The sequence below is a fragment of the Pseudomonas sp. GM41(2012) genome, assembly GCF_000282315.2.
In the GTDB taxonomy this organism is placed as follows: domain Bacteria; phylum Pseudomonadota; class Gammaproteobacteria; order Pseudomonadales; family Pseudomonadaceae; genus Aquipseudomonas.
The window spans coordinates 60,246-80,899 of sequence record NZ_AKJN02000012.1; the positions used below are offsets into that span (position 1 = coordinate 60,246).

Here is a 20,654-nt window from a genome sequence, read left to right on the forward strand (position 1 = left end):
TGCAACATGACTGGTCTGATTCTGGAAAACGTCGAGAAACATTACGGCTCGGCCTGCGCGGTAAAGGATGTAAACCTGCATTTGCCTGAGGGCAAACTGGTGTGTTTTCTCGGCCCTTCGGGCTGCGGTAAAACCACCTTGCTGCGAATGATTGCAGGGCTCGAAACCCTGAGCGGCGGCGAGATTCGCCTGGACGGTGAAGACATTGGCCACACGCCGGCGCATCAACGTAATTTCGGTATGGTGTTTCAATCCCTGGCGCTGTTCCCACACATGACGGTGGGGGAGAACATCGCCTATCCGCTGAAACTGCGTGGTGTCAGCAAGGCTGATCAGCAGGCGCGGGTGGTGGAGTTGCTCGAACTGATTCAGCTGAGCGAGATGATTGATCGCCCGGTGGCCAAACTCTCCGGTGGTCAACGTCAGCGCGTTGCGATTGCCCGGGCGATTGCCTCGCGGCCGAAAATCCTCCTGCTCGACGAACCGCTGTCGGCACTGGACGCCAAGCTGCGTGAATCGATGCAGGTGGAGATCCGTCAGCTGCAACAACGCTTGAACATCACCACCATCATGGTGACCCACGACCAGCGTGAAGCCATGACCATGGCGGATATCGTCGTGGTATTGGGTGAGCATCGGGTGCAGCAAGTGGGCACGCCGATTGAGATTTATCGTCACCCGGCCAATGAATTTGTTGCGGACTTTATTGGCTCGGGCAATATTTTCCCGGCCACGGCGCTGGGCAACGGAAAGGTTGGGTTGCCGGGTGGCGATGCGCTGGAAGTGCCGATCTGCAGCAGCATTGTGGTCGGTGAGAAAGTGAAGATGCTAATTCGCCCTGAGGACCTGCAACTGTCGCATCCGCAGGCGACGGCGGGGAATCGGTTGCTCGGTAAGGTGACGTTCGTGCGTGATATTGGCGCGACGATTGAAACGACCGTGGAGTGTTCCGGGGTGTCGTTTACGGCGTTGAGTACGCCGTGTCAGGGGTTTGGGTTGAGCATTGGCAACCCGGTGTCGGTGACATTGCCGGCTGAGGCTTGCCGAGTACTCGGCGCCTGAAAACACCACCGTACCTGTAGGAGCAAGGCTTGCCCGCGATGAACGATGACTGGGTGTAACTGATACACCGCATCAAGCCAATCGCGGGCAAGCCTTGCTCCTACAGGGGGCTGTCAAACCGACAACCGCAACCGCGCCAAATCCCTTAACGGCGGAGCCCCAAACAATCGGCTGTACTCCCGGCTGAATTGCGAAGGACTTTCATACCCGACCCGATACCCCGCCGCCGAAGCCTCCAAGCCTTCCGCCAGCATCAACCGCCGCGCTTCTTGCAGGCGCAGTTGCTTCTGATACTGCAACGGACTCATCGCCGTCATCGCCTTGAACCGGTGATGCAACGTCGACACACTCAGGTTCACTTCCTTCGCCAGATCATCGATGCGCAACGGCTGTTCATAGTTGCCGTTGAGCCATTTGATCGCCTGGCTGATGCGATGGCTCTGGCTGTTGGCGATAGCGATTTCGTACAGCCGATGGCCCTGCTGACTGCGCAACAACCGATACAGAATCTCCCGGCGAATCAGCGGCGCGAGCATGGCGATGTCTTTTGGTGTGTCCAGCAAACGTGCCAGACGCAACACCGCATCGAGCATCGCGGTGTCGATCCGTTCGACATACAAGCCGCGTCCCGTCGGCCGGGTGGGCACACCGAGAGGACCGGCATCGGCAATCAGCGCGGAGATTTCCGCCGGGTCGATATCCAGCCGTACCGCGAGGATTGGTTCTTCAGACGTGACGTTCACCACTCGTCCGCTCAATGGCATTGAGACGGAGACCACCAGGTAATTCAGCGGATCGTAATTGAAGTATTCATCGGCCAGCCTGACCTCTTTACGGCCCTGCGCCATGATGCACAGCGCAGGTTGCGCCAGTACCGGGGCAAACTCATGGGACTGGCTATGGCGAGACATGAAGAGCGAGCCGACGGCAGTGGCATAAGTGCCATCCTCCGCCGTGTTATGGCGAATGATAGCGGCCAGTTCCGCGCGCTGTTTCTCCATGTCGGCGTCCAGCGGGGCTTGAAAATGATCGAGCGACGACATGCAAGGCATCCTCGGTGGGGCGTCAGTAATGAGGTGAGCTTAAGTTTGTGCAAGACGAAGCGGTAGACACATCCTGCCTCAACCTTGCCTGATTCTGCACAGAGTGGATTAACGGCGCCTCTATGACAGGCCAACCCAAGGAAAACTTGCTTGAAAGCCCTGTTTCATTGGCACCAAAGCTTTAACAGGTTGTTACAGGCTTTTCGAGAAGCCGCGCAGGATTGTGCAATAAGCCGGCAGGAATCGACTAACCGCGCTTCCACCGGCGCGCTTAACCTTGGATCCTGTCGCAGCCCGTCCCACGGCTGCCACTCGAGTACTTGGGAGGGTTGAACATGTCTACGCAGATCCCCGTCAGTCATATGGCCTTTGTCCGCGCCCGCGCCGGGCGTTCGACGGAACTCGGTGCGCGCCTCAGCGCCTTGATCGAGCCGTCCCGCAGCGCACCGGGTTGCCTGAGCTTTGCCTTGCAGCATTCGCAATGCGATCCGGAGTTGTGGCTGGTGTCCGGCTTCTGGATGAACCAGCAGGCGATGACCGCTTACTTCAGCACCCCGGCCATGCAGATTTTTGCCGGGTTGGTGCAAGACCTGGTGGTCAACAGCCTGGATTTTCATACCTTCAAGGACGTGTCGGCTGCCCAGGCGCAGGGGCAGTCCCAGTCGTGGGTACACAAAATGGCGGGTTGAGGGTTTAATGGCTCAATTCTCCATTCAGCAGGATCCGCGACATGGCACGCAAAGCCTTTGAAACCTTCGAAGCCGTATCTGCCGTAGTACCCCGTGAGGGCGGATATCACGCCGCAATTGCCACCAAGGCCATCGGTGGTTCGGGCGCACCGCGCTTTCACAAGCTGCTCGAAGAACAGACCTTTAAAACTGCCCATGAGGCCGATGAGGCCGCAGCCAAGGAACTGACCCGTCTCAGGGACGTCAGCGAAGACGGCGACCTGATCTGGTAATTACCTTTTCGCCCCCGGGCGATACATCTTGAACAACGCCTCAGGCCCCAGCTGGAAATAATCCGCTGGCCCGCCGCCGCGCAGAATCGGTTCTGCCGCGGCGGTGTCGTACACCCCATCCTTCAACAGCCACTTGGCGATATGCACGGCGACCACTTCGCCGAGAATCAGCCAGCTCGGCACCACGTTGCCATCGGCCCGCTGCAACTGAATGATCTGCGTGACCTTGCACTCGAAGGACACCGGGCTTTCGGCGACGCGCGGCACCTGAATGATTTTCGACGCTGCCGGGGTCAGCCCGGACAACTCGAACTCGTTGACCTCAGGCTCGACCATGGCAGAGCACTGGTTCATCTGTTCGGCCAGCGGACGGGTCGCCAGGTTCCAGGCGAACTCGCCGGTTCGCTCAATGTTATTCAGGCTGTCTTTGCGCCCGACACTGGAAAATCCAATGATCGGCGGAATGTAGTTGAAGGCGTTGAAGAAGCTGTAGGGTGCCAGGTTCAGGCGGCCATCGGCATCCTGGGAAGAAATCCAGCCAATGGGGCGCGGGCCGACGATGGCGTTGAACGGGTCATGCGGCAGGCCGTGGCCGTTGGCGGGTTCGTAGAAGTGGATGTCGTCGGGCATGGAAGGCTTTCCTGGGGCTTATTCGGAGATCGCGTCATAGTGCTGGGACGAATGGATAATTTCCAGCGATGAGATCCGAATAATGTGGGAGTGAGCCTGCTCGCGATAGCGGTGTGTCAGGCAACCAATTTGTTGTCTGACACACCGCTATCGCGAGCAGGCTCACTCCCACAGGGTTTGGGTTGAGGCAAATAAAAAGGGGCAGACCCGTTAAGGCCTGCCCCTGTTTTTATTGCGCGGGCGGACTTAGTCCGTCTCGATCCGCGAATGTTTGCGGGTGTCTTTCATGGTCACGTAGACCAGCAACGACACGGCAATACACGCGGTGACATACCAGTAGTAACCGGTTTCCATGCCGATGCTCTTGAACCACAGTGCGATGTATTCAGCGGTGCCGCCGAAGATCGACACGGTCAGCGCGTACGGCAGGCCGACGCCCAGCGCACGGATTTCGGTCGGGAACAGTTCGGCTTTGACCACCGCGTTGATCGAGGTGTAGCCGCTGACGATGATCAGTGCCGCCATGATCAGGAAGAACGCGCCCCACCAGGTCTGCACGGTGTGCAGGGTGGTCAGGATCGGCACGGTGAACAGCGTCCCGAGAATACCGAAGGCAATCAGGATTGGCCGACGACCGACTTTATCCGACAGCCCGCCAATGATCGGTTGCAGGCACATGAACAGGAACAGCGTGGCGGCCGAAATAGTGGTGGAGTCGGAGATGCTCATGCCGACGGTGTTCACCAGGTATTTCTGCATGTACGTGGTGTAGGTGTAGAACGCCAGGGTGCCGCCCATGGTCAGGCCGACCACGGTCATCAGTTCCTTCGGATGGCGCATCAAGGTGCGCATCGCGCTTTCCTTGGCCTTCTCTTTCTTGGTGAACGACTCGGTTTCTTCCATGCCACGACGCAGGTACAGCGCGACCACGGCACACAGCGCGCCAATGGCGAACGGGATGCGCCAGCCCCAGGCATACAGCTGCTCGGTGGTCAGGGTCTGTTGCAGCACGATCAGCACTGCCAACGCGATGAGCTGGCCGGAGATCAGGGTCACGTACTGGAAGCTGGAGTAGAAGCCGCGACGATCCTTGGTCGCCATCTCGCTGAGGTATGTTGCCGAGGTGCCGTACTCGCCACCGACCGACAAACCTTGCAGCAGGCGAGCGAAAATCAGCAGGATCGGTGCGCCAATGCCGATGGTTTCATAACCAGGGCTCAGGGCAATCAGCAGCGAGCCGAAACACATCAAATACACCGAAGCCATCAGTGCTTTCTTGCGACCGGCCTTGTCGGCGTAGAGGCCCATCAGCCAGCCACCGATCGGGCGCATCAGGAAGCCCACGGCGAAGATCGCGGCGGTGTTCAGCAGTTGTGCGGTGGTGTCGCCTTTGGGGAAAAAGGCCTTGGCGAAGTACAGGGAGAAGGCGGCGTAGACGTACCAGTCGTACCACTCGACCATGTTGCCGACAGAGCCGCTGAAGATCGATTTGATGCGACTGGCAGTGGTTCTTTCTTTGGCAGGCGCAGCTGCCGACCCAAGAGGCAGGGTTTGTGAGTTATCCATGACGGATCCTTCATTTAATTGTTTTTGTGGAGCGCGTTGAAACGCAGCCTGCTTGGGCTATAGCAGGAGATGTGCCAAGGGGAGGAGGGCCGGTTTAGAGGGGGTGACGGGAGTTTGTGAGCGGATGTTTGCTTACGGGGTGCGGGGGCGTGAGCGGAAATCCGCTTACTCAGGGAGAGCCACCCCTCACCCTAACCCTCCCGAAACGTCGGACCGCCCCAGGGGGGAGAGGGGACTGACCGAGGTGTTCTCTCGAGGTACATCGACCTGGAAAATCGAGTCGAACTCAGGTTTGAAAAGCATGGAGATCGGCTCCCTTTCCCCCTCTCCCCAGTGGGGAGAGGGCTGGGGTGAGGGGATGGATTTCAGCATCACTGAAAATCCAGAGTGAAAACTCACTCCCCCAAAAACATCTCGCGGGTCAGGCCATGCCGCTGCATCTTTTCATTGAACGTCCGGCGCGGCAGTTGCAGCTCTTCAAGCACCGCTTTCACATCGCCCTTATGCCGGGTCAACGCCGCGCGCAAACAATGCGCTTCAAACGCTTCCTGCTGCGCCGCCAGCGATTGCCCCGGGTCAATCCCCACCGGTTCCGGCTCACCTAGCCCCAACACTTGCCGCTCAGCGACGTTCGCCAATTCGCGCACATTGCCCGGCCAGTCGTGGCTCAGCAGATGGCTCAACTGCGGGCCGCTCAGCGGTGGAAAAGTGCGGCCCAAACGCTCGGCGGCATTTTGTGCAAACGACTCGAACAACAGCGGAATGTCTTCACGCCGCTCGCGCAACGGTGGCAGGCGCAACTCGGCCACGTTTAACCGATAGGCCAGATCCTCGCGAAAGCGTCCGGCCCGGGCTTCGTCCAGCAAGTCGGGTTTGGTCGCGGCGATGATTCGCAAATCCACGCGGATACTCTGATTGGAGCCCAACCGCTCCAGCTTCTGCTCCTGCAATACCCGCAGCAATTTCACCTGCTGGGCCAGCGGCATGCTTTCGATTTCATCGAGAAACAGCGTGCCGCCATCGGCGTATTCGAGCTTGCCGATGCGTTTGCCCGAGGCGCCGGTGAACGCGCCGCTCTCGTGACCGAACAGCTCGGCCTCGAACAACTGCTCGGGGATCGCCGCACAGTTCAATGCCACAAACGGTTTGTCGGCACGCGGACCAAAGTCGTGCAGGCAACGGGCAACCAGTTCCTTGCCGCTGCCGGTTTCACCGCGAATCAACACATTGACCGGCAGCGTCGCCAGGTCCAGCACTTGCCGACGCAGCGTCTGCAAACCACGGGACACGCCCAGCAACGTCGCATCGAGTTTGGCGCGGTTGTCCGCTTGCTCGTGCAGGGCGCGGTTTTCCAGCACCAGCCGGCGCTTGTCCAGCGCGCGGCGCAGACTGCCGAGCAGGGTTTCGGGGCTGAAGGGTTTTTCAAGGAAGTCGTACGCGCCATCGCGCATCGCTTCGACCGCCATCGGCACATCGCCGTGACCGGTCAGCAAAATCACCGGCAAGTCGGCATCGCGGCGCTGAACCTCGGCCAGCAGTTCCAGGCCGGTCATGCCTGGCATGCGCACGTCGCTGAGGATCACCCCGGGGAAATGCTTCGGCAGCTGCGCCAGGCACTCATCGGCGCGGCTGAACAACTGCACCTCGAAACCCGACAGGCTCAGCCATTGTTCGACGGCACTGCGAATACTGCTTTCGTCGTCGACCACCATCACTGAATTCAGCATGAGCCAGGAGCCTCCAGGTCGATGGGCAAGGTCACGGTGAACACCGCGCCGTTTGCATGATTGTCGGCGCTCAGGCGTCCGCCCGATTCGTGAACGATGGCAAAGGATACGGCCAGCCCGAGGCCCAAGCCATCACCCACCGGTTTGGTGGTGAAAAACGGATCAAACACATTGGCCAAGTGCTCTTCGGCAATGCCGCCACCGTTATCGGCGACGGTCAGGCGCCAGAGTTGTTCGTCGGCTTCGAGACGGATTTCCAGGCGTTTGCAGGGTTTGTCCTGCATGGCGTCCAGGGCATTGCGCAGCAAATTGATCAGTACCTGTTCCAGACGAATCGCATCGCCACGCACCCAGGCCGGGCGCGTCAGGTGCAGCACGGTGCTGATGTGTTCGTCACGCAGGCGCGCATCCAGCAACTGCAATGATTGGTCGACCACCGCCGCCAAATCCAGGCGTTCGCGCAGGCCGCTGGGGCTTTTGCGGGCGAAGGTTTTCAGGTGGCCGGTGAGGGCGGCCATGCGCGTCAGCATGTCATCCACCGGTTTGAGCGCCTTGTAAGCGTCGTCGACCCGACCGTGATCGAGCAGCAGCCTCAGCGTAGCAAGCTGCATGCGCTGGGCGGTCAGCGGTTGATTGATTTCATGAGCCAGCGCGGCAGACATCTGGCCGAGGGCGGCGAGTTTGGCCGACTGCACCAGGCCATCCTGAGCGGTGCGCAGGTCGCGGGTGCGTTCTTCCACCAGTTGTTCCAGCTCTTCGCGACTGCGCTGTCGCAGTTTGGCCAGACGCCAGCGCTGATTGAGGAACAGCAACAAAAACACCACGGCCAGCCACAACCCGGCGGCGGCGAGCCCGGCGTTGCGGCTGTCTTCGAACGCGATTTGCGGGCGGCGCAGCAGGTGCAACGTCCAGCCTTCAGTGCTCAGCGGCAGCGATTCCCACAGGTAATTGGCCGTCCCGTCAGGCCCCACGACCCGCGTCAGATCACTGTTGTCGTCGAAGCGCCGCACCGATTGATATTCGAGCGGTGTCAGCGGTTGTTTGTCGTATTGGCGGGTGGTCTTGAGTTCGGCGTGATCGCTGTCACTCAGCGGTTTCAACAGGCGATAGCGCCAGCCCGGCTGATTGGCGATGAAGATAATCCCGCGTGCATCGCTGACCAGCAGCGTGTCGCTGCCCTGACGCCACTCGCGCTCCAGTTCCGGAAATTCGAGCTTCACTACCATTGCGCCGAGGAACTGACCGTCGTCACCGGTGACCGCGCTGGACAGGAAGTAACCGGGAATCCCGCTGGTCACACCCACCGCGTAAAAACGCCCGGTACCCTGGGTGCGTGTTTCGCTGAAATAGGGGCGGAAGCCATAGTTGTGGCCGACGTAGCTGCTGGGCAAACGCCAATTGCTGGCGGCCACCGCCAGACCGGTGTGGTCGAGCAGTTCCAGGGTCGAGGATTGCGCCGCGCCGTTGATCTTTTCCAGTTTGCGGTTCAGTGCGTCCTGCTGTTCAGCAGATACCGAACCCTTGAGCGCGGCACGTAAATCCGGGTCCAGCGCGAGCACCGCCGGCAGGGCGCGGTAGCGATCGATCAGGGTGTGCAGGGAGTTGGCGTAGAGAGCCAATTGCTGATTGGCGCGGGCGGCGTCTTCCACCAGAGCCTGACGTTCTGCGTGACGAATGGCCAAACCGGCCGCGAGGGCCGCGCCGGTGAGGATCAACAGGGTATACAACGACAAGCGAACGGTACGGGAAGTCGGCAGCATGCTGGCGCAAACAGGTAGAAAGTCGGGCGGGCACCATAGCATGGCGTGCCCGCCGTAAGAGAAAAGGGAAACCAGAAGTTCTGGAGTCCCGAATGCTCTATTTTGTTATTCACGCGCGCTATGCATTGAACTGTTACTGGAGAGCCGCCGGGTCCGGTTTAGTTGTCTTTGGCGAAGGCTGTCATTAATGGAGGCTTGAGAGAAAGCCGAGCTTCGACGTGAGGACGCACCGCTCGCACTGTCGATTGCAGGCCTCAGTTTTTGAATTTTCTCGAGCATCTCCATGGTGTTCCACGTAATGCCGATCAAGCTTTCGACTTCCAGCACCTGCTCATGAAGCGAGTCCTGCGCCTTCTGGGTCACGTTCTCTAACAAACGTTGCTCGGCAATTAGTTTATTGATATTGGTGCTCATCTCACCGGCCTTGGCTTTTTTTTCAGCTTTTGCCTTTGTACCTCTGAGCTCGTCGACATAACCGCCGACTATCGGGCCCAGAATAGTCCCGGCCACCGCAAAGAAAGCGGTTACACCGATAGTGGTCATATTAAATATACTTTGGGTATTCTGGGTCACGTCTTTGTGAGGGATAGAGCCATCCCCGGTTGAATTCCAAGAACCAGGTGGTGACCAATTCGGGTTAAACAGAGTTGCGGACATTGAGAACTGTACGGCGGCGGTGAGAACCGTCGAAACGACCAATGCGCTAGCAGGACTCGAGGTCGCAACCGGAGACAAGGCTAACCCGACTTTCGAGTTAACAGCCCACAAAGTAGCTCGCTTCAACAGTGAACCCTCAGGCGCAGGTTCAGGCGGTAGCTTGCCGGGGGGATTTTCTCCCGGTTCGAATACCAGCGCATGGGAGCCAGAGGAACTCATCATATTGCTTTCGATTGAGGGATTACTGGACGACGACGAGGAGCCCATCGGAATGATGGTTTGTTGATGCTTTTGTAAAGCTGGGCTCATCATTCCCCCTTGGTCATCAACAAAGTTGATCGGGTTGTTCCCCACCATCCGGTACAGATTCAACCCGTCCACAGCCCCCAGCGGGTCCGGATTGATCCACCGCTGTAACCATGGCGCGTAATAGCGCAGCCCGTAGTAGTAAAGCCCGCTGTCATCCATTTCCTTGCCCGAATAGCGGATGGTTTTGTAGTCGACATCCACCTCTCTGCCCCGCGCATACCAGGCCGTGGCGCCGAACGGGTAATAACCTTCCTGGCTGATCACCTGTGCATTTTGATCGAGCTCCAGCGCGCAGGAACCCAGATGATCGTCGAGGCTGTAGCGCGCTTGATCGGCAGCGATGTTGACGGGTTTGCCAGTGACCCAGTGCAGGCAACGCACGCTGCCGTGTCCGCCGGGCAGGGTGATCACGTGCAGTTCTTCGCCGTTGTCGCGGGTGCGGATTTCCAGCCCCGGCAGGTAGACCACTTCCTGGAAATGAGTCAGCGAGGACGTGTGGGTTTCATGGCGTTTGTACACGCGAACGCCTTGGCTATAGCGGTAGAACTCTTCGTCATTGGCGGCGTTGGTGCGTTTGACCAGCGTGACCGATTCCAGTTGGTCCAGGCTGTTCCATTGCAAGGCTTTGCCCGGCTGCAAGTGCTGGAGGTTGCCATGAACGTCGAACAACTCGGGGAAAACCGGGGCAGGATCTCCGTCTTTCCAGCGCACGCCGCGATTGCTGGTGGGGTCGATGATCATCTTGTTGGTGTGAGAAGCACCCGCCCGCACGTGCCGCAGTTCGATCAGGTTACCGCCGTGATCGTAATCATAGTGTTGTTGGTAGTTGAGCCGATTGTTCGGGTCGCCGGGTGAAGGCCGGCCCGGAACATCCGACGGCAGCGCATCGTCGTAACCGCTGGCGCGGGTCAGCCGGTACAGCGAGTCATAGGTGAAATCGCGGTGGCCGTCGACGAGCTGGTTGGCGAAATAAATCGGCTGGAAGGTGTGGTCTTCGAGGCGGGTGATATTGCCGACGCGATCGTAGAAATATTGCAGGTCCTGCAGCGCCGGCTCGGCGGTTTTTTGTGCCCGTTGCATGCACAGGCGCCCATCGGCCGGGTCGTAGGTCCAGGTGCTAAGCACGTCATTGCCGGCCCGTTGTTCGGTGATCTGGCCAGCGGCGTTGTACTGCGCATCTTTGAGCACCGGCTGCCAGTTCGGGCTGCCTTTGATCCGCAACTGAACCTGCTTGAGCTGCCCGGCGATGTCGTAACGCGACTGTTGCTGGTGCTCACCGGCATCGGTCTGGCTCAACACTGTTCCGATTGGGCTATACATTCGGCTGCTGACGTAAGGCTTGCCCTCGGCCAGGGTTCGGGTTTCGCGCAGGGGTTGTCCGAGCAGGCTGTAGCTGTCGAAGCTCAAGGTGCCGGAGCGGTCGAGTTGCCTGGTCAATTGTCTGCGCAGGTTAAACGCGGGATCGGCAGCGGCATCGGCGTAGGTAAAGGTTTCGACGTTGGGTTCACCGTTTTCCTCGATGGCAATCGGGCGCAACAGAAGGTCGTAGGTGGTGCGCCAATGATTGCCGCGTTGGTCCCAGCGTTGCAGTGCTTCACCGGCTGGCCCTGGCAGGCTCAAACGCCAGCCGGCATCCACAGAGGAAACTTTAAGCGGCTCACCGGAGAGTCGGTAGACGGTGGCGAGGTTGGGGACGCCTCCGACCAGTCGCGGGTCCGATTGCTCGAACAGTCGCCCGGCGGCGTCGTAGCGCTGGCGGCCGATCAGGGGTTCCACGGGGCCGGCAGCGACCTTGCGCAAGTACCCGACCTGGCGAATCGGCAAGCCCCGACTATCGATGACTGTCAGGTTCGGGGTGCGCCAATTAACCGAAGTCGTCATGGCTTGCCTGCCTTCAACCCACTTTCAGGCGGCGCAACGTAGGTGTCATTGAAGTCCAGGCTGGAGGTGTACCAGGGATGGATGATCTCGAGCGCGACATCGCCTTTGGCGTTGATGACTTTGTTCTGGCGACCCAGCACGTCGTAAAAGTTCTGATCGTGATGGCCGAACTCACGGAAGGAATGGTCATTGATATAGCGATGACCATTGGCGAAGTAAGGGCGAAATGCCCGAACAGGCAGTCCTTTGTTGTTGTATTCCACACGTTCGCTGACACGCCAGCGCGGGTCGGCGTGCGCGACCTTGGGCTTGCCGTCTTCAATCACCAGCTCACCGTCTTCCACCACGAAAGCCTGCCCCGGCTCGACCAACTGTTTGGTCTGCAATGGCCGGCCGAAACCATCCACAAAGGCTTTGACGATCTGGATTTGTTGCAGCTCATCATCCCAATAGCGGTCGGCGGTGAGGACGACGCTGTGCACCGGTTCGCGGGGAACGGTGTTGATCAGGTCGAGCAGCGCTTGTTCAGGTGCGGTCAGGGATTTGAGCCGGGACAGGCGACGGCGGGCGCTGGCGCAAATGTGCAGGCTGGGTAGCACGTCACCCTGCGCGATCCAGGTGGCCAGCCAGTCAGGTGTCTGCCTGACGGAATCAGGGAGTTCGCCCATCCAGCTGAACAGGTCCTGGCGCAATACGCTGGCTGCATTTTTCAGGGCGCCTTTGGGATCTTCGATGGCAGTGTCGGGACGATGGTCAATGGGACGATCTTGTTCACTGAGGGGGCAAAAACCCACTTCTATGCCGTCTTCAGTGCCATAAAAACTGATGGCAAGGGGGTCTCCGGACGGCTCGTAAAGGGCTTCCTCGACATTGTCATTGGCATCGATGCTGCGCATGAGTTGCAGCGCGTGATAGTCATATTCGAAACGGGCTTCGCACAAGTCCGGCTGCGTGATGCTTTTGGGCAGCAGACAGTAGGCATCGTACTGGGCTGTCGTGATGCCATAACTGGTCGTTTCGTTGTACTCCATCACTTTGTAAAAACTATCGAGCTGGCCGTACCTGGCAAAACCATAGCGGGACGACCATAGGTTTCTCTCCTTGTCCTCTTCCTTGTCTGCCGCCTCGTCTACCCCCAGCACCAGAGGCATGGCCGAATAGCCGATTTTTTCCAGTTCTTCCCGAATATCCAGCGACTGCACCGTGTCGTAGGCTTGCAGTGCTGTCTTGTCCAGTTGTGCGAGTTCCAACGGTGCCCGCAGTGCCTCGAAATCGGCCTTGCCGTCGTCAAGCGGTGCTCGGCCGTCAGTCTTGACGTAGCGATACACCGACTGCGTGGTCAGTAGCCTCTGAGCGACCCATTCGGGCGTGGCGTACAGCTCGAGCAACCGTTCATGGGAGATATCTGCCGGGGTCAGTCCTGCGGGTGCCGTTCCCTTGGGCAAGACCATTGCGTTGCCCCGTTGCCGATAGGGCAGACCCAGTCGCCAGCCTTGCAGGTCCTCCTGCAAATGAATGTACTCGGCGCGGGTTTCGTTCAGGTAATAGGACTGTTGCGCCGGGTCATGGGCATCAAACCACCACTTTTTTTCATCAACGTCATCGAACGGTGGTTCGTCATTATCCGGGTTTCTGCGCCGGGCATAACTGATCGTGATGGCATGCACAGGCAGACCGAATTCGTCATGGCCCAAGGTGATTTCATGTCGGCACAGCGGGTCATTCTCGAAGCGTTCGTACTGGTAGCTGATCGTTTCCAGTTGCAAGGGCAGCATGATCGGGTAGGCGTCATGGTCTGCCTTTTTGCGCAGCTCGCGGACCTTGTAACGACTTTCCTCCACCGCGAACGGCACCGCCGTGGACAGGTCATCGTCGGCGGCGTAGGTCTCCACGCGCAACACCGAACCTGCAAGGGCGCGGGCGATTTCGTGGGCGGTGGCTTCGTCGGCGGGAGGGACGGGATCATCAAAATGATCGTTGCGGTGGTAGTGGCAAAACAGCGTGGGTTTCAAGGCAAGGGCTTCGGGATCGCGATTGAAATAGCCATCGCGAGGCAGGTCGATCAGCCGTCCGGTGTGAAACCAGGTGCAGACCAGCGCCGGGGCGGTAAAGCCGATGTCGTCTGCCCGTGCGGCCGTTTCGCTGTCGGTCTGGCGCAGCAGGCCAAAGCCGCGAAACTCGCGGTTCCGGCCATCGTAGTAACCCTGCGAATACTGGAAAAACTGGTTCAGGCAGTTGCCGGTGATTTCATCGAGCTGGCTTTGTTGCTTGACCACGGGTACCGGGAACGGCAGGTAGGAAATCGGCAAACGTTTGAACTTGAGTATCCGATTCTTTTCATCCAGCCATTCCTGCGCCGAACTGCGATACACCACCTGGGTGCTGCAGCCCATGTTGTTGTTACTGGCGACCAGCATGTAAGGCTTGGCGCTGACGAAATCGTAGCGCCAGTGTCGTGGCTTCATGTGCGGCACGGTCAAAATCAGGCTCGCGCACCCCAGGCCTTGCAGGTCGGCGAGGGTGACCTGGCACAGGTTGTCGTAACGAATGCCGTCGGGCCACGGGACCGTGACGGGGGGTTGCTCCAGACCATTGCCGCCGTGATTGAAATAGATCTCGAAACAATCGGACTTCAGATAAATCAGTGCCGGTGCGCCGGAGCCGTCGAGGTCGGCAATCCGCACCCGCGCCGCGTCGAATGTCGCGTAGTCGAAGGGCAGGGCACTCATGACAAAACCCTTGCCGAACCGACCGTGACCGAGGTTCGGCCAGCATTTGATTTCGTCGTGCCGGATGCGGCACAGCTCGGTCATGTCGCTGCCCAGCAAGTTGCCGAGCAACACCAGTTCGCTGCGTGAGTTGCTGAACAGTGGCAGGCGATCGCTGTCCGGTGTGTGCTCGACGTCCTGACCGGGGGCGAATCCTTCCTCACGCCGATTGGCGTACAGGCGTACGCTGCGCGGGCCGATCAGCGCCATCGAGCTGAGCCCGTCGCCCATCAAGTCGCCAGACTGTGAAAGCGTGTGGAAAAACTCTACCGGGAGTGCGGTAAAGGGAATGAACCCTGACCAGCTGCGATCGGGGTTTAGGGTGTGGAAACCACTCATGCCGGGTGAGGCGAGGATCCAGTCGAGCCGACCGTCGCCGGTCATATCGGTCAACGCCTGATAGGTCGGTTGATTGCGATCGGCCACGGGGATTCGGGACAGTTCTGTCCATGGACCGTAGTGGATGTCATCGATCCCCGTCAGTGCGCGCAAGGGTTCGCGGTAATACCAGCTCTGGTCGTAACGACAGAGAAACCCCGGCACGCCTTCACCGAACAAATCAACGCATTGATGGAGCGCGCCGTCCTCGATACCGGGCATGTTTTCGAACGGGAAAAACGGGCTCGACTGTTTGTTGAGTTCGAACTCTGAATAGTCGAACTCCACCGGCGGTATGTCTTCCACGGCGCCGCTGGCGTCATACGCCTGATAGTGCGCTTTTGCCAGTTGGGTGTACTCCAGGGGAGTCGTCTGGTATTGCAGCAACAATCGACGAACCAGCACAGGTTTCGGTCCCAACTGCTCGGGGAAATGGTGAAACATCAAGACCTGATGGCACAGGCGTCGGGTGCCCAGTTCGAATCCGTAGGTGTAACTGTGGAAGGGGTCGCTGCGCAGTTGCCACTCGCCATAACCCTCGCCGGTCGCATCGAATGGCGGGCCGTAGAGCGGTTTCTTTTCCAGATCGAGGGTGCGTTCGCCGTAGTCGAACACCAGGTGGAAATGCCACGAAGGCGGTGCCAGCTTCAGTACGTTCCAGCCATACAAGTGGCTGCTTGCCTCGAAGTTGCCATAAAGCACGCGGTGCAAGTAACGCTGAGCGCTGTAGTCATGTGCATTGCCTTGATCATGAGGGGCTTCTGGTTTGTACTCGAAGCACATGTGCTCGCCATGAGCATTCATGCTTTCCTGCAGAAGCCAAACGCCTACCCGGTCTTCGTCCTGAGGGTCTGCCCGCCGGGATGCTGCATTTTTGCCATAAAGATGCAGGCTTCCGTCGGCACCGTGCACCAGCCAGAATCCTTGAGGGTTGGCGTCTGAATTCCACAGCTCGATCAGATCGAACGAACTCTCTACACGTGGCCAGTAGCGCACAACATCGTGCTCACCAATGGGGAGGTCGCGATACCGGGTTTCTTTTCTGGACCTTGGCTTGCCCTCGTCATCCAGCTCGGGCATCAAATCCTCGCCACCGGGGCCGACCATGATGTCGGTGGCGAGGTAATCGGGCACGCCCTTGCTGGTCCGGCGAGTGATGGCACGGGTGCCCGATTGCCAGCCAATGCCGAACGGACCGTTACCGCCCTGGCTGTCATAGCCCAGCGCCATGGCGGGGTCGAAACCGCGCCCTGCTGAAAGGGGCAGCGGCAACTCGAACGAGGCACTGCCCGTCACGCCGATCGATCCCCAGCTTTTGCCAATCGTGGCAATGGAAGCACTCTTGGCGATGGAGGGTTCAGTAATGCTCAGGGAGGCTTGCTCTTCCATGGGGCTGATCCTGTGTCGGCTTTGCGCTCTCCCGTAGCAACGGTGTCGCGTGATAGAGCGACGCTAACAAAATCAGGGGAAGGTGTGACCTGTCAGATGTGACAGGTCAGGCCGGTATTTTTAGACCGAATAAGATGGACGACACGACGCTTTATAGCGAATGGGAAAAGTGGCACGCAAAAAAACGGCCGGGTCATCTGAAAGACGACCCGGCCGTGTTGGCAAGCTGAAGCGTTTACTGCACTTCTACCGCCAGGCTTTCACTGATCTTTTTCTGCCAGATGGCAGGACCGGTGATGTGTACCGACTCACCCTTGCTATCAACCGCCACGGTAACCGGCATGTCTTTCACGTCGAACTCGTAGATCGCTTCCATGCCCAATTCGGCGAAAGCCACCACGCGGGATTTCTTGATGGCTTGTGCCACCAGGTAAGCCGCGCCGCCGACTGCCATCAGATAAACGGCTTTGTGGTCCTTGATCGCTTCGATCGCGGTCGGGCCGCGCTCGGATTTGCCGATCATGCCCAGCAGGCCGGTTTGCTCGAGGATCTGACGGGTGAACTTGTCCATCCGCGTCGCGGTAGTTGGACCGGCAGGGCCAACCACTTCTTCGCGCACTGGATCAACCGGGCCGACGTAGTAGATGAAGCGACCTTTCAGGTCCACCGGCAGGGTTTCACCCTTGTTCAGCATCTCGACCATGCGCTTGTGCGCGGCGTCGCGACCGGTGAGCATCTTGCCGTTGAGCAGGACAGTTTCGCCCGGCTTCCAGCTCTGCACGTCTTCCGGGGTCAGGGTGTCGAGGTTGACGCGACGGGCCGATGGGCCGGCTTCCCAGACGATTTCCGGGTAGGCGTCCAGCGGTGGCGCTTCCAGGGAGGCCGGGCCGGAACCGTCGAGCACGAAGTGCGCGTGACGGGTGGCGGCGCAGTTCGGGATCATGCACACCGGCAACGAAGCGGCGTGGGTCGGGTAATCCATGATCTTCACGTCGAGCACGGTGGTCAGGCCACCGAGGCCCTGGGCGCCGATACCCAGTTGGTTGACCTTCTCGAACAGCTCCAGACGCATCTCTTCGATACGGTTGGACGGGCCGCGCTTTTTCAGCTCGTGAATGTCGATGGATTCCATCAACACTTCCTTGGCCATCACCGCGGCTTTCTCGGCGGTGCCGCCGATGCCGATGCCGAGCATGCCCGGTGGGCACCAGCCGGCGCCCATTTCCGGAACGGTTTTCAACACCCAGTCGACGATCGAGTCGGACGGGTTGAGCATCGCCATTTTCGACTTGTTCTCGGAACCGCCGCCCTTGGCCGCCACGTCCACTTCCACGGTGTTACCCGGAACGATGGAGTAGTGGATAACGGCCGGGGTGTTGTCCTTGGTGTTTTTACGAGCGCCCGCCGGGTCGGCGAGGATCGAGGCACGCAGGACGTTTTCCGGCAGGTTGTAAGCCCGGCGCACGCCTTCGTTGATCATGTCGTCCAGGCCCATGGTGGCGCCATCCCAACGTACGTCCATGCCCACGCGAACGAAGACGGTAACGATGCCGGTGTCCTGGCAGATCGGGCGGTGGCCGGTGGCGCACATCCGCGAGTTGATCAGGATTTGCGCCATGGAGTCACGGGCCGCTGGCGATTCTTCGCGCAGGTAGGCTTCGTGCATCGCCTGGATGAAGTCAACGGGGTGGTAATAGGAAATGAATTGCAGGGCGTCGGCAACGCTCTGAATCAGGTCGTCTTGCTTGATCACGGTCATGAGTCGCGCTCCTCTAAAAGACGGGAACATTCAATAAGGTGCTTGCAGCTTGGGTGCATCGGTCGGTTGCAAGCACCTTTACAAGGCACGCCGGGGCTGCTGGCGCGACGCTAAAAAGGCGCGGCAGTATAACGCGCCTCGGTTCCGGGCACACCCGCCGGTAGTCAATCGTTGGTCGCATAGGATTGGGGGTGGTTGGGGAGATCCACCCCTCACCCCAACCCTCTCCCCACGGGGGAGAGGGGGAAAGGGAGCAGATCGTGGGCTATTCAGATCCTGAGATCGACTCGGTAATTCAGGTCGATGTAGAGCTTTAATCACCTCGGTCAGTCCCCTCGCCCCTGGGGGGAAGGGAGCAGATCGTGGGCTTTTCAGATCCTGAGATCGACTCGGTAATTCAGGTCGATGTAGAGCTTTTAATCACCTCGGTCAGTCCCCTCGCCCCTTGGGGAAGGGAGCAGATCGTGGGCTTTTCAGATCCTGAGATCGACTCGGTAATTCAGGTCGATGTAGAGCTTTTAATCACCTCGGTCAGTCCCCTCGCCCCTTGGGGAGAGGGCTAGGGTGAGGGGAAATGGTTTGCACGCGGAGTCACGGCATTGACGCCAGTTTTCCGCGCTTAAAATTGAATGGTCATTTATCAGGCGCGCTACTAAAGTGGCATTCGGTCTGTAGAGTAGGACACTCAAGCAGCCTCCCTTCGCACGGTGAGTCAACGATTGACCCATAACGCCATCCAGCGCTTGTTGCTCAAACGCTTCGCCCTCGCAGCCGGCACCTACGCTCTGGCTTTGTTACTGTTGTGGCTGGCGTTTTTCACCGGTCATTACGATGAATCCCTGTCCAACGTGGCCATCGGCAGTGCGTTGGTGGTCATCAGCCAGGCCGCGTTGTTCGCGGTGTTTTACAGCGGCTGCAACCTGCGTTTTTCCGACCCCAGCCTGACTGAAGTACAAGTGTTGCTGGGGTTGGGTTGGCAAACCTGGCTGATCGCCCATCTGGACGAAGCACGCGGCGCGTTCCTGGTGTTCTACGTGCTGATTCTGCTGTTCGGCTTGTTTCACCTTTCGCGCTTTGCCTTCTTGCGGTGCGCGCTGTTGGTGTTCGTCAGTTTCAGCGCTATCACGCTGTGGGAGGGTTACCACTTCCAGTTACCCGACCCGGCACTGGCCGCGTTGCAGGTGTGTGTGCTGCTCATCGTGTTGGTCTGGCTGGAACTTTATGCCCGTCACGTCCAGGCCTCCCGTCAACGCATGCGTCAGCGCCGATTTGCCTTGCAGGCGCATCAGGACACCCTGCGCGGGATGATGCGTCAGCTCGAAGACCTGGTGGCCACCGACGAACTGACCGGGCTGTTCAATCGCCGGCATTTCCTGCGTCTGGCCTCCCGTGAGCTGAAGGCCATGGACGTCGATGTCATGCATGGCCTGGCGCTGATCGACCTCGACCATTTCAAACGCATCAACGATGTACACGGCCATGCCGCCGGTGATCAGGTGCTGCAAGCCTTTGCCGCCGTGGCCACCGCCTGCTTGCGCGATGGCGATGTTCTGGCCCGTTACGGTGGCGAAGAATTCGTCGTGCTGTTGCCCGATTGCAACCCCGAGCGCTTGACCTCCTGCTGCGAGCGGCTGCGCATTGCGTTCACCGATGTACAACTGATCGGACTCGACGTCGCCCATCTCAGCTTGTCGGCGGGCATGACGTTGCTCGAACTGGGCGACGATCTCGATGAAGCCTTGCAGCGCGCCGATCAGGCGCTTTATCGCGCCAAGCGTGACGGCCGCAATCGTTGCGCGGCCGCGTGGGAGAACGTCGATGCCTGAGTTACGGGTCGGCGAACGCCAATGGTCGGTGGCGGCGGGCAGCAACCTGCTCGATGCGTTGAATCAGAACGGCGTGTCTGTGCCCTACAGCTGTCGCGCCGGCAGTTGCCATGCCTGTCTGGTGCAATGTGTCCAAGGGCTGCCGAGCGACAGCCGCCCCGATGCCCTGAGCGCAGATCAACGACAGCAAGGCTGGCGCTTGGCGTGTCAGTGTCAGGTGGTCGAAGACTTGCAGGTGCACACCTTCGATCCTCAGCAGGATGGCCGCCCGGCCGAGGTGGCGGCTGTCGATTGGCTGAGTGCCAGCGTGTTGCGTTTGCGCCTGATCCCCGAGCGTCCGTTGCGCTACAGCGCCGGGCAGCATCTGGTGTTGTGGGCGGGCAACGTGGCGCGGCCGTATTCATTGGCCAGCCTGCCAGAAGAAGACCGCTTTCTGGAGTTCCACCTCGATTGTCGCCAGCCGGGTGAATTCAGCGACGCAGCCCGTCAGCTGAAAATCGGTGATTCGATCCGCCTCGGCGAACTGCGCGGCGGAGCGTTGCATTACGACCCGGACTGGAACACCCGACCGCTTTGGCTGATGGCCGCCGGCACGGGTTTGGGTCCGTTGTTCGGGATCTTGCGTGAAGCGCTACGGCAAGATCACCAAGGTGCCATTCGCGTCATTCACCTGGCCCATGATGCCGAGGCGCATTACCTGGCCAAACCCCTGCAGGCCATGGCCGCCAGCCGCCCTAACCTGAGTATTGAGCTGTGGACAACGGCCGAGTTGCCAGAGGCTTTGGCGCAACTGCGGCTTGTTTCACGGCAAACCCTGGCCTTACTCTGCGGGGCCCCTGACAGCGTCGACGCCTTTGCCCGGCGCTTGTACCTGGCGGGATTGCCGCGCAATCAACTGCTGGCGGACGTCTTTGTTCTGCGCGGTTGAGCGCTGATTT

The 20,654-nt window shown here is 59.5% G+C and carries 14 protein-coding genes; 6 read left to right on the top strand and 8 right to left on the bottom strand.

The genetic code is table 11. The annotated features are described in order from the left end of the window. The first annotated feature begins 6 nt into the window (after positions 1 to 6). A complete protein-coding gene (locus PMI27_RS00945; RefSeq protein ID WP_008156048.1) occupies positions 7 to 1,062 on the top strand; it encodes an ABC transporter ATP-binding protein in 1,056 nt (351 codons plus the stop codon). A gap of 113 nt (positions 1,063 to 1,175) precedes the next feature. On the opposite strand, the gene PMI27_RS00940 is transcribed toward PMI27_RS00945, so the two are convergent. Then, positions 1,176 to 2,105: an AraC family transcriptional regulator gene (locus PMI27_RS00940; protein ID WP_008156046.1), complete on the bottom strand. Its 930-nt coding sequence runs from the start codon at positions 2,103 to 2,105 to the stop codon at positions 1,176 to 1,178. Between the two features lie 335 nt (positions 2,106 to 2,440). On the opposite strand from PMI27_RS00940, the gene PMI27_RS00935 reads away from it, so the two are divergent. Continuing rightward, complete coding sequence (locus tag PMI27_RS00935) at positions 2,441 to 2,794, top strand: antibiotic biosynthesis monooxygenase family protein (protein ID WP_008156044.1); 354 nt, start codon at positions 2,441 to 2,443, stop codon at positions 2,792 to 2,794. 41 nt (positions 2,795 to 2,835) lie between these two features. Continuing rightward, a complete protein-coding gene (locus PMI27_RS00930; RefSeq protein ID WP_008156042.1) occupies positions 2,836 to 3,066 on the top strand; it encodes a hypothetical protein in 231 nt (76 codons plus the stop codon). Here the strand turns inward: PMI27_RS00930 and PMI27_RS00925 are convergent, their stop codons facing one another. From PMI27_RS00925 to PMI27_RS00895, 7 genes are all read right to left on the bottom strand, one after another. Then, positions 3,067 to 3,696, bottom strand: coding sequence for a flavin reductase family protein (locus PMI27_RS00925; protein ID WP_008156040.1), 630 nt, complete (start codon positions 3,694 to 3,696; stop codon positions 3,067 to 3,069). It abuts the gene before it with no gap. 246 nt (positions 3,697 to 3,942) lie between these two features. Beyond that, positions 3,943 to 5,262 (bottom strand): MFS transporter, encoded by a 1,320-nt coding sequence (locus PMI27_RS00920; protein WP_008156039.1) that lies wholly within the window; start codon positions 5,260 to 5,262, stop codon positions 3,943 to 3,945. Positions 5,263 to 5,657: 395 nt separating this feature from the next. Continuing rightward, positions 5,658 to 6,989, bottom strand: a complete 1,332-nt coding sequence (locus tag PMI27_RS00910; protein ID WP_008156035.1) for a sigma-54-dependent transcriptional regulator — start codon at positions 6,987 to 6,989, stop codon at positions 5,658 to 5,660. Then, positions 6,983 to 8,749 (bottom strand): sensor histidine kinase, encoded by a 1,767-nt coding sequence (locus PMI27_RS00905; RefSeq protein ID WP_033053703.1) that lies wholly within the window; start codon positions 8,747 to 8,749, stop codon positions 6,983 to 6,985. Before PMI27_RS00905 ends, PMI27_RS00910 begins: the two co-directional genes overlap by 7 nt. A 105-nt stretch (positions 8,750 to 8,854) precedes the next feature. Next, a complete protein-coding gene (locus PMI27_RS0229960) occupies positions 8,855 to 11,596 on the bottom strand; it encodes an RHS repeat domain-containing protein (protein WP_008156030.1) in 2,742 nt (913 codons plus the stop codon). Next, positions 11,593 to 16,131, bottom strand: a complete 4,539-nt coding sequence (locus PMI27_RS00900) for a SpvB/TcaC N-terminal domain-containing protein (RefSeq protein ID WP_008156027.1) — start codon at positions 16,129 to 16,131, stop codon at positions 11,593 to 11,595. Before PMI27_RS00900 ends, PMI27_RS0229960 begins: the two co-directional genes overlap by 4 nt. Before the next feature lie 235 nt (positions 16,132 to 16,366). Next, complete coding sequence (locus tag PMI27_RS00895; protein WP_008156025.1) at positions 16,367 to 17,890, bottom strand: fumarate hydratase; 1,524 nt, start codon at positions 17,888 to 17,890, stop codon at positions 16,367 to 16,369. Between the two features lie 362 nt (positions 17,891 to 18,252). On the opposite strand from PMI27_RS00895, the gene PMI27_RS0229965 reads away from it, so the two are divergent. The 3 genes from PMI27_RS0229965 to PMI27_RS00885 all read left to right on the top strand — a co-directional run bounded on the left by PMI27_RS0229965 (position 18,253) and on the right by PMI27_RS00885 (position 20,644). Then, positions 18,253 to 18,453 carry a hypothetical protein gene (locus PMI27_RS0229965; protein ID WP_033053704.1) on the top strand — a complete coding sequence of 67 codons (201 nt, stop codon included), beginning with the start codon at positions 18,253 to 18,255 and terminating at the stop codon, positions 18,451 to 18,453. A gap of 156 nt (positions 18,454 to 18,609) precedes the next feature. After that, on the top strand, positions 18,610 to 19,716 hold the full coding sequence (locus PMI27_RS00890) for a GGDEF domain-containing protein (protein ID WP_008156245.1): 1,107 nt from the start codon (positions 18,610 to 18,612) through the stop codon (positions 19,714 to 19,716). Further along, positions 19,709 to 20,644, top strand: coding sequence for an iron-sulfur-binding ferredoxin reductase (locus PMI27_RS00885; protein ID WP_008156243.1), 936 nt, complete (start codon positions 19,709 to 19,711; stop codon positions 20,642 to 20,644). Before PMI27_RS00890 ends, PMI27_RS00885 begins: the two co-directional genes overlap by 8 nt. Positions 20,645 to 20,654: the final 10 nt, after the last annotated feature.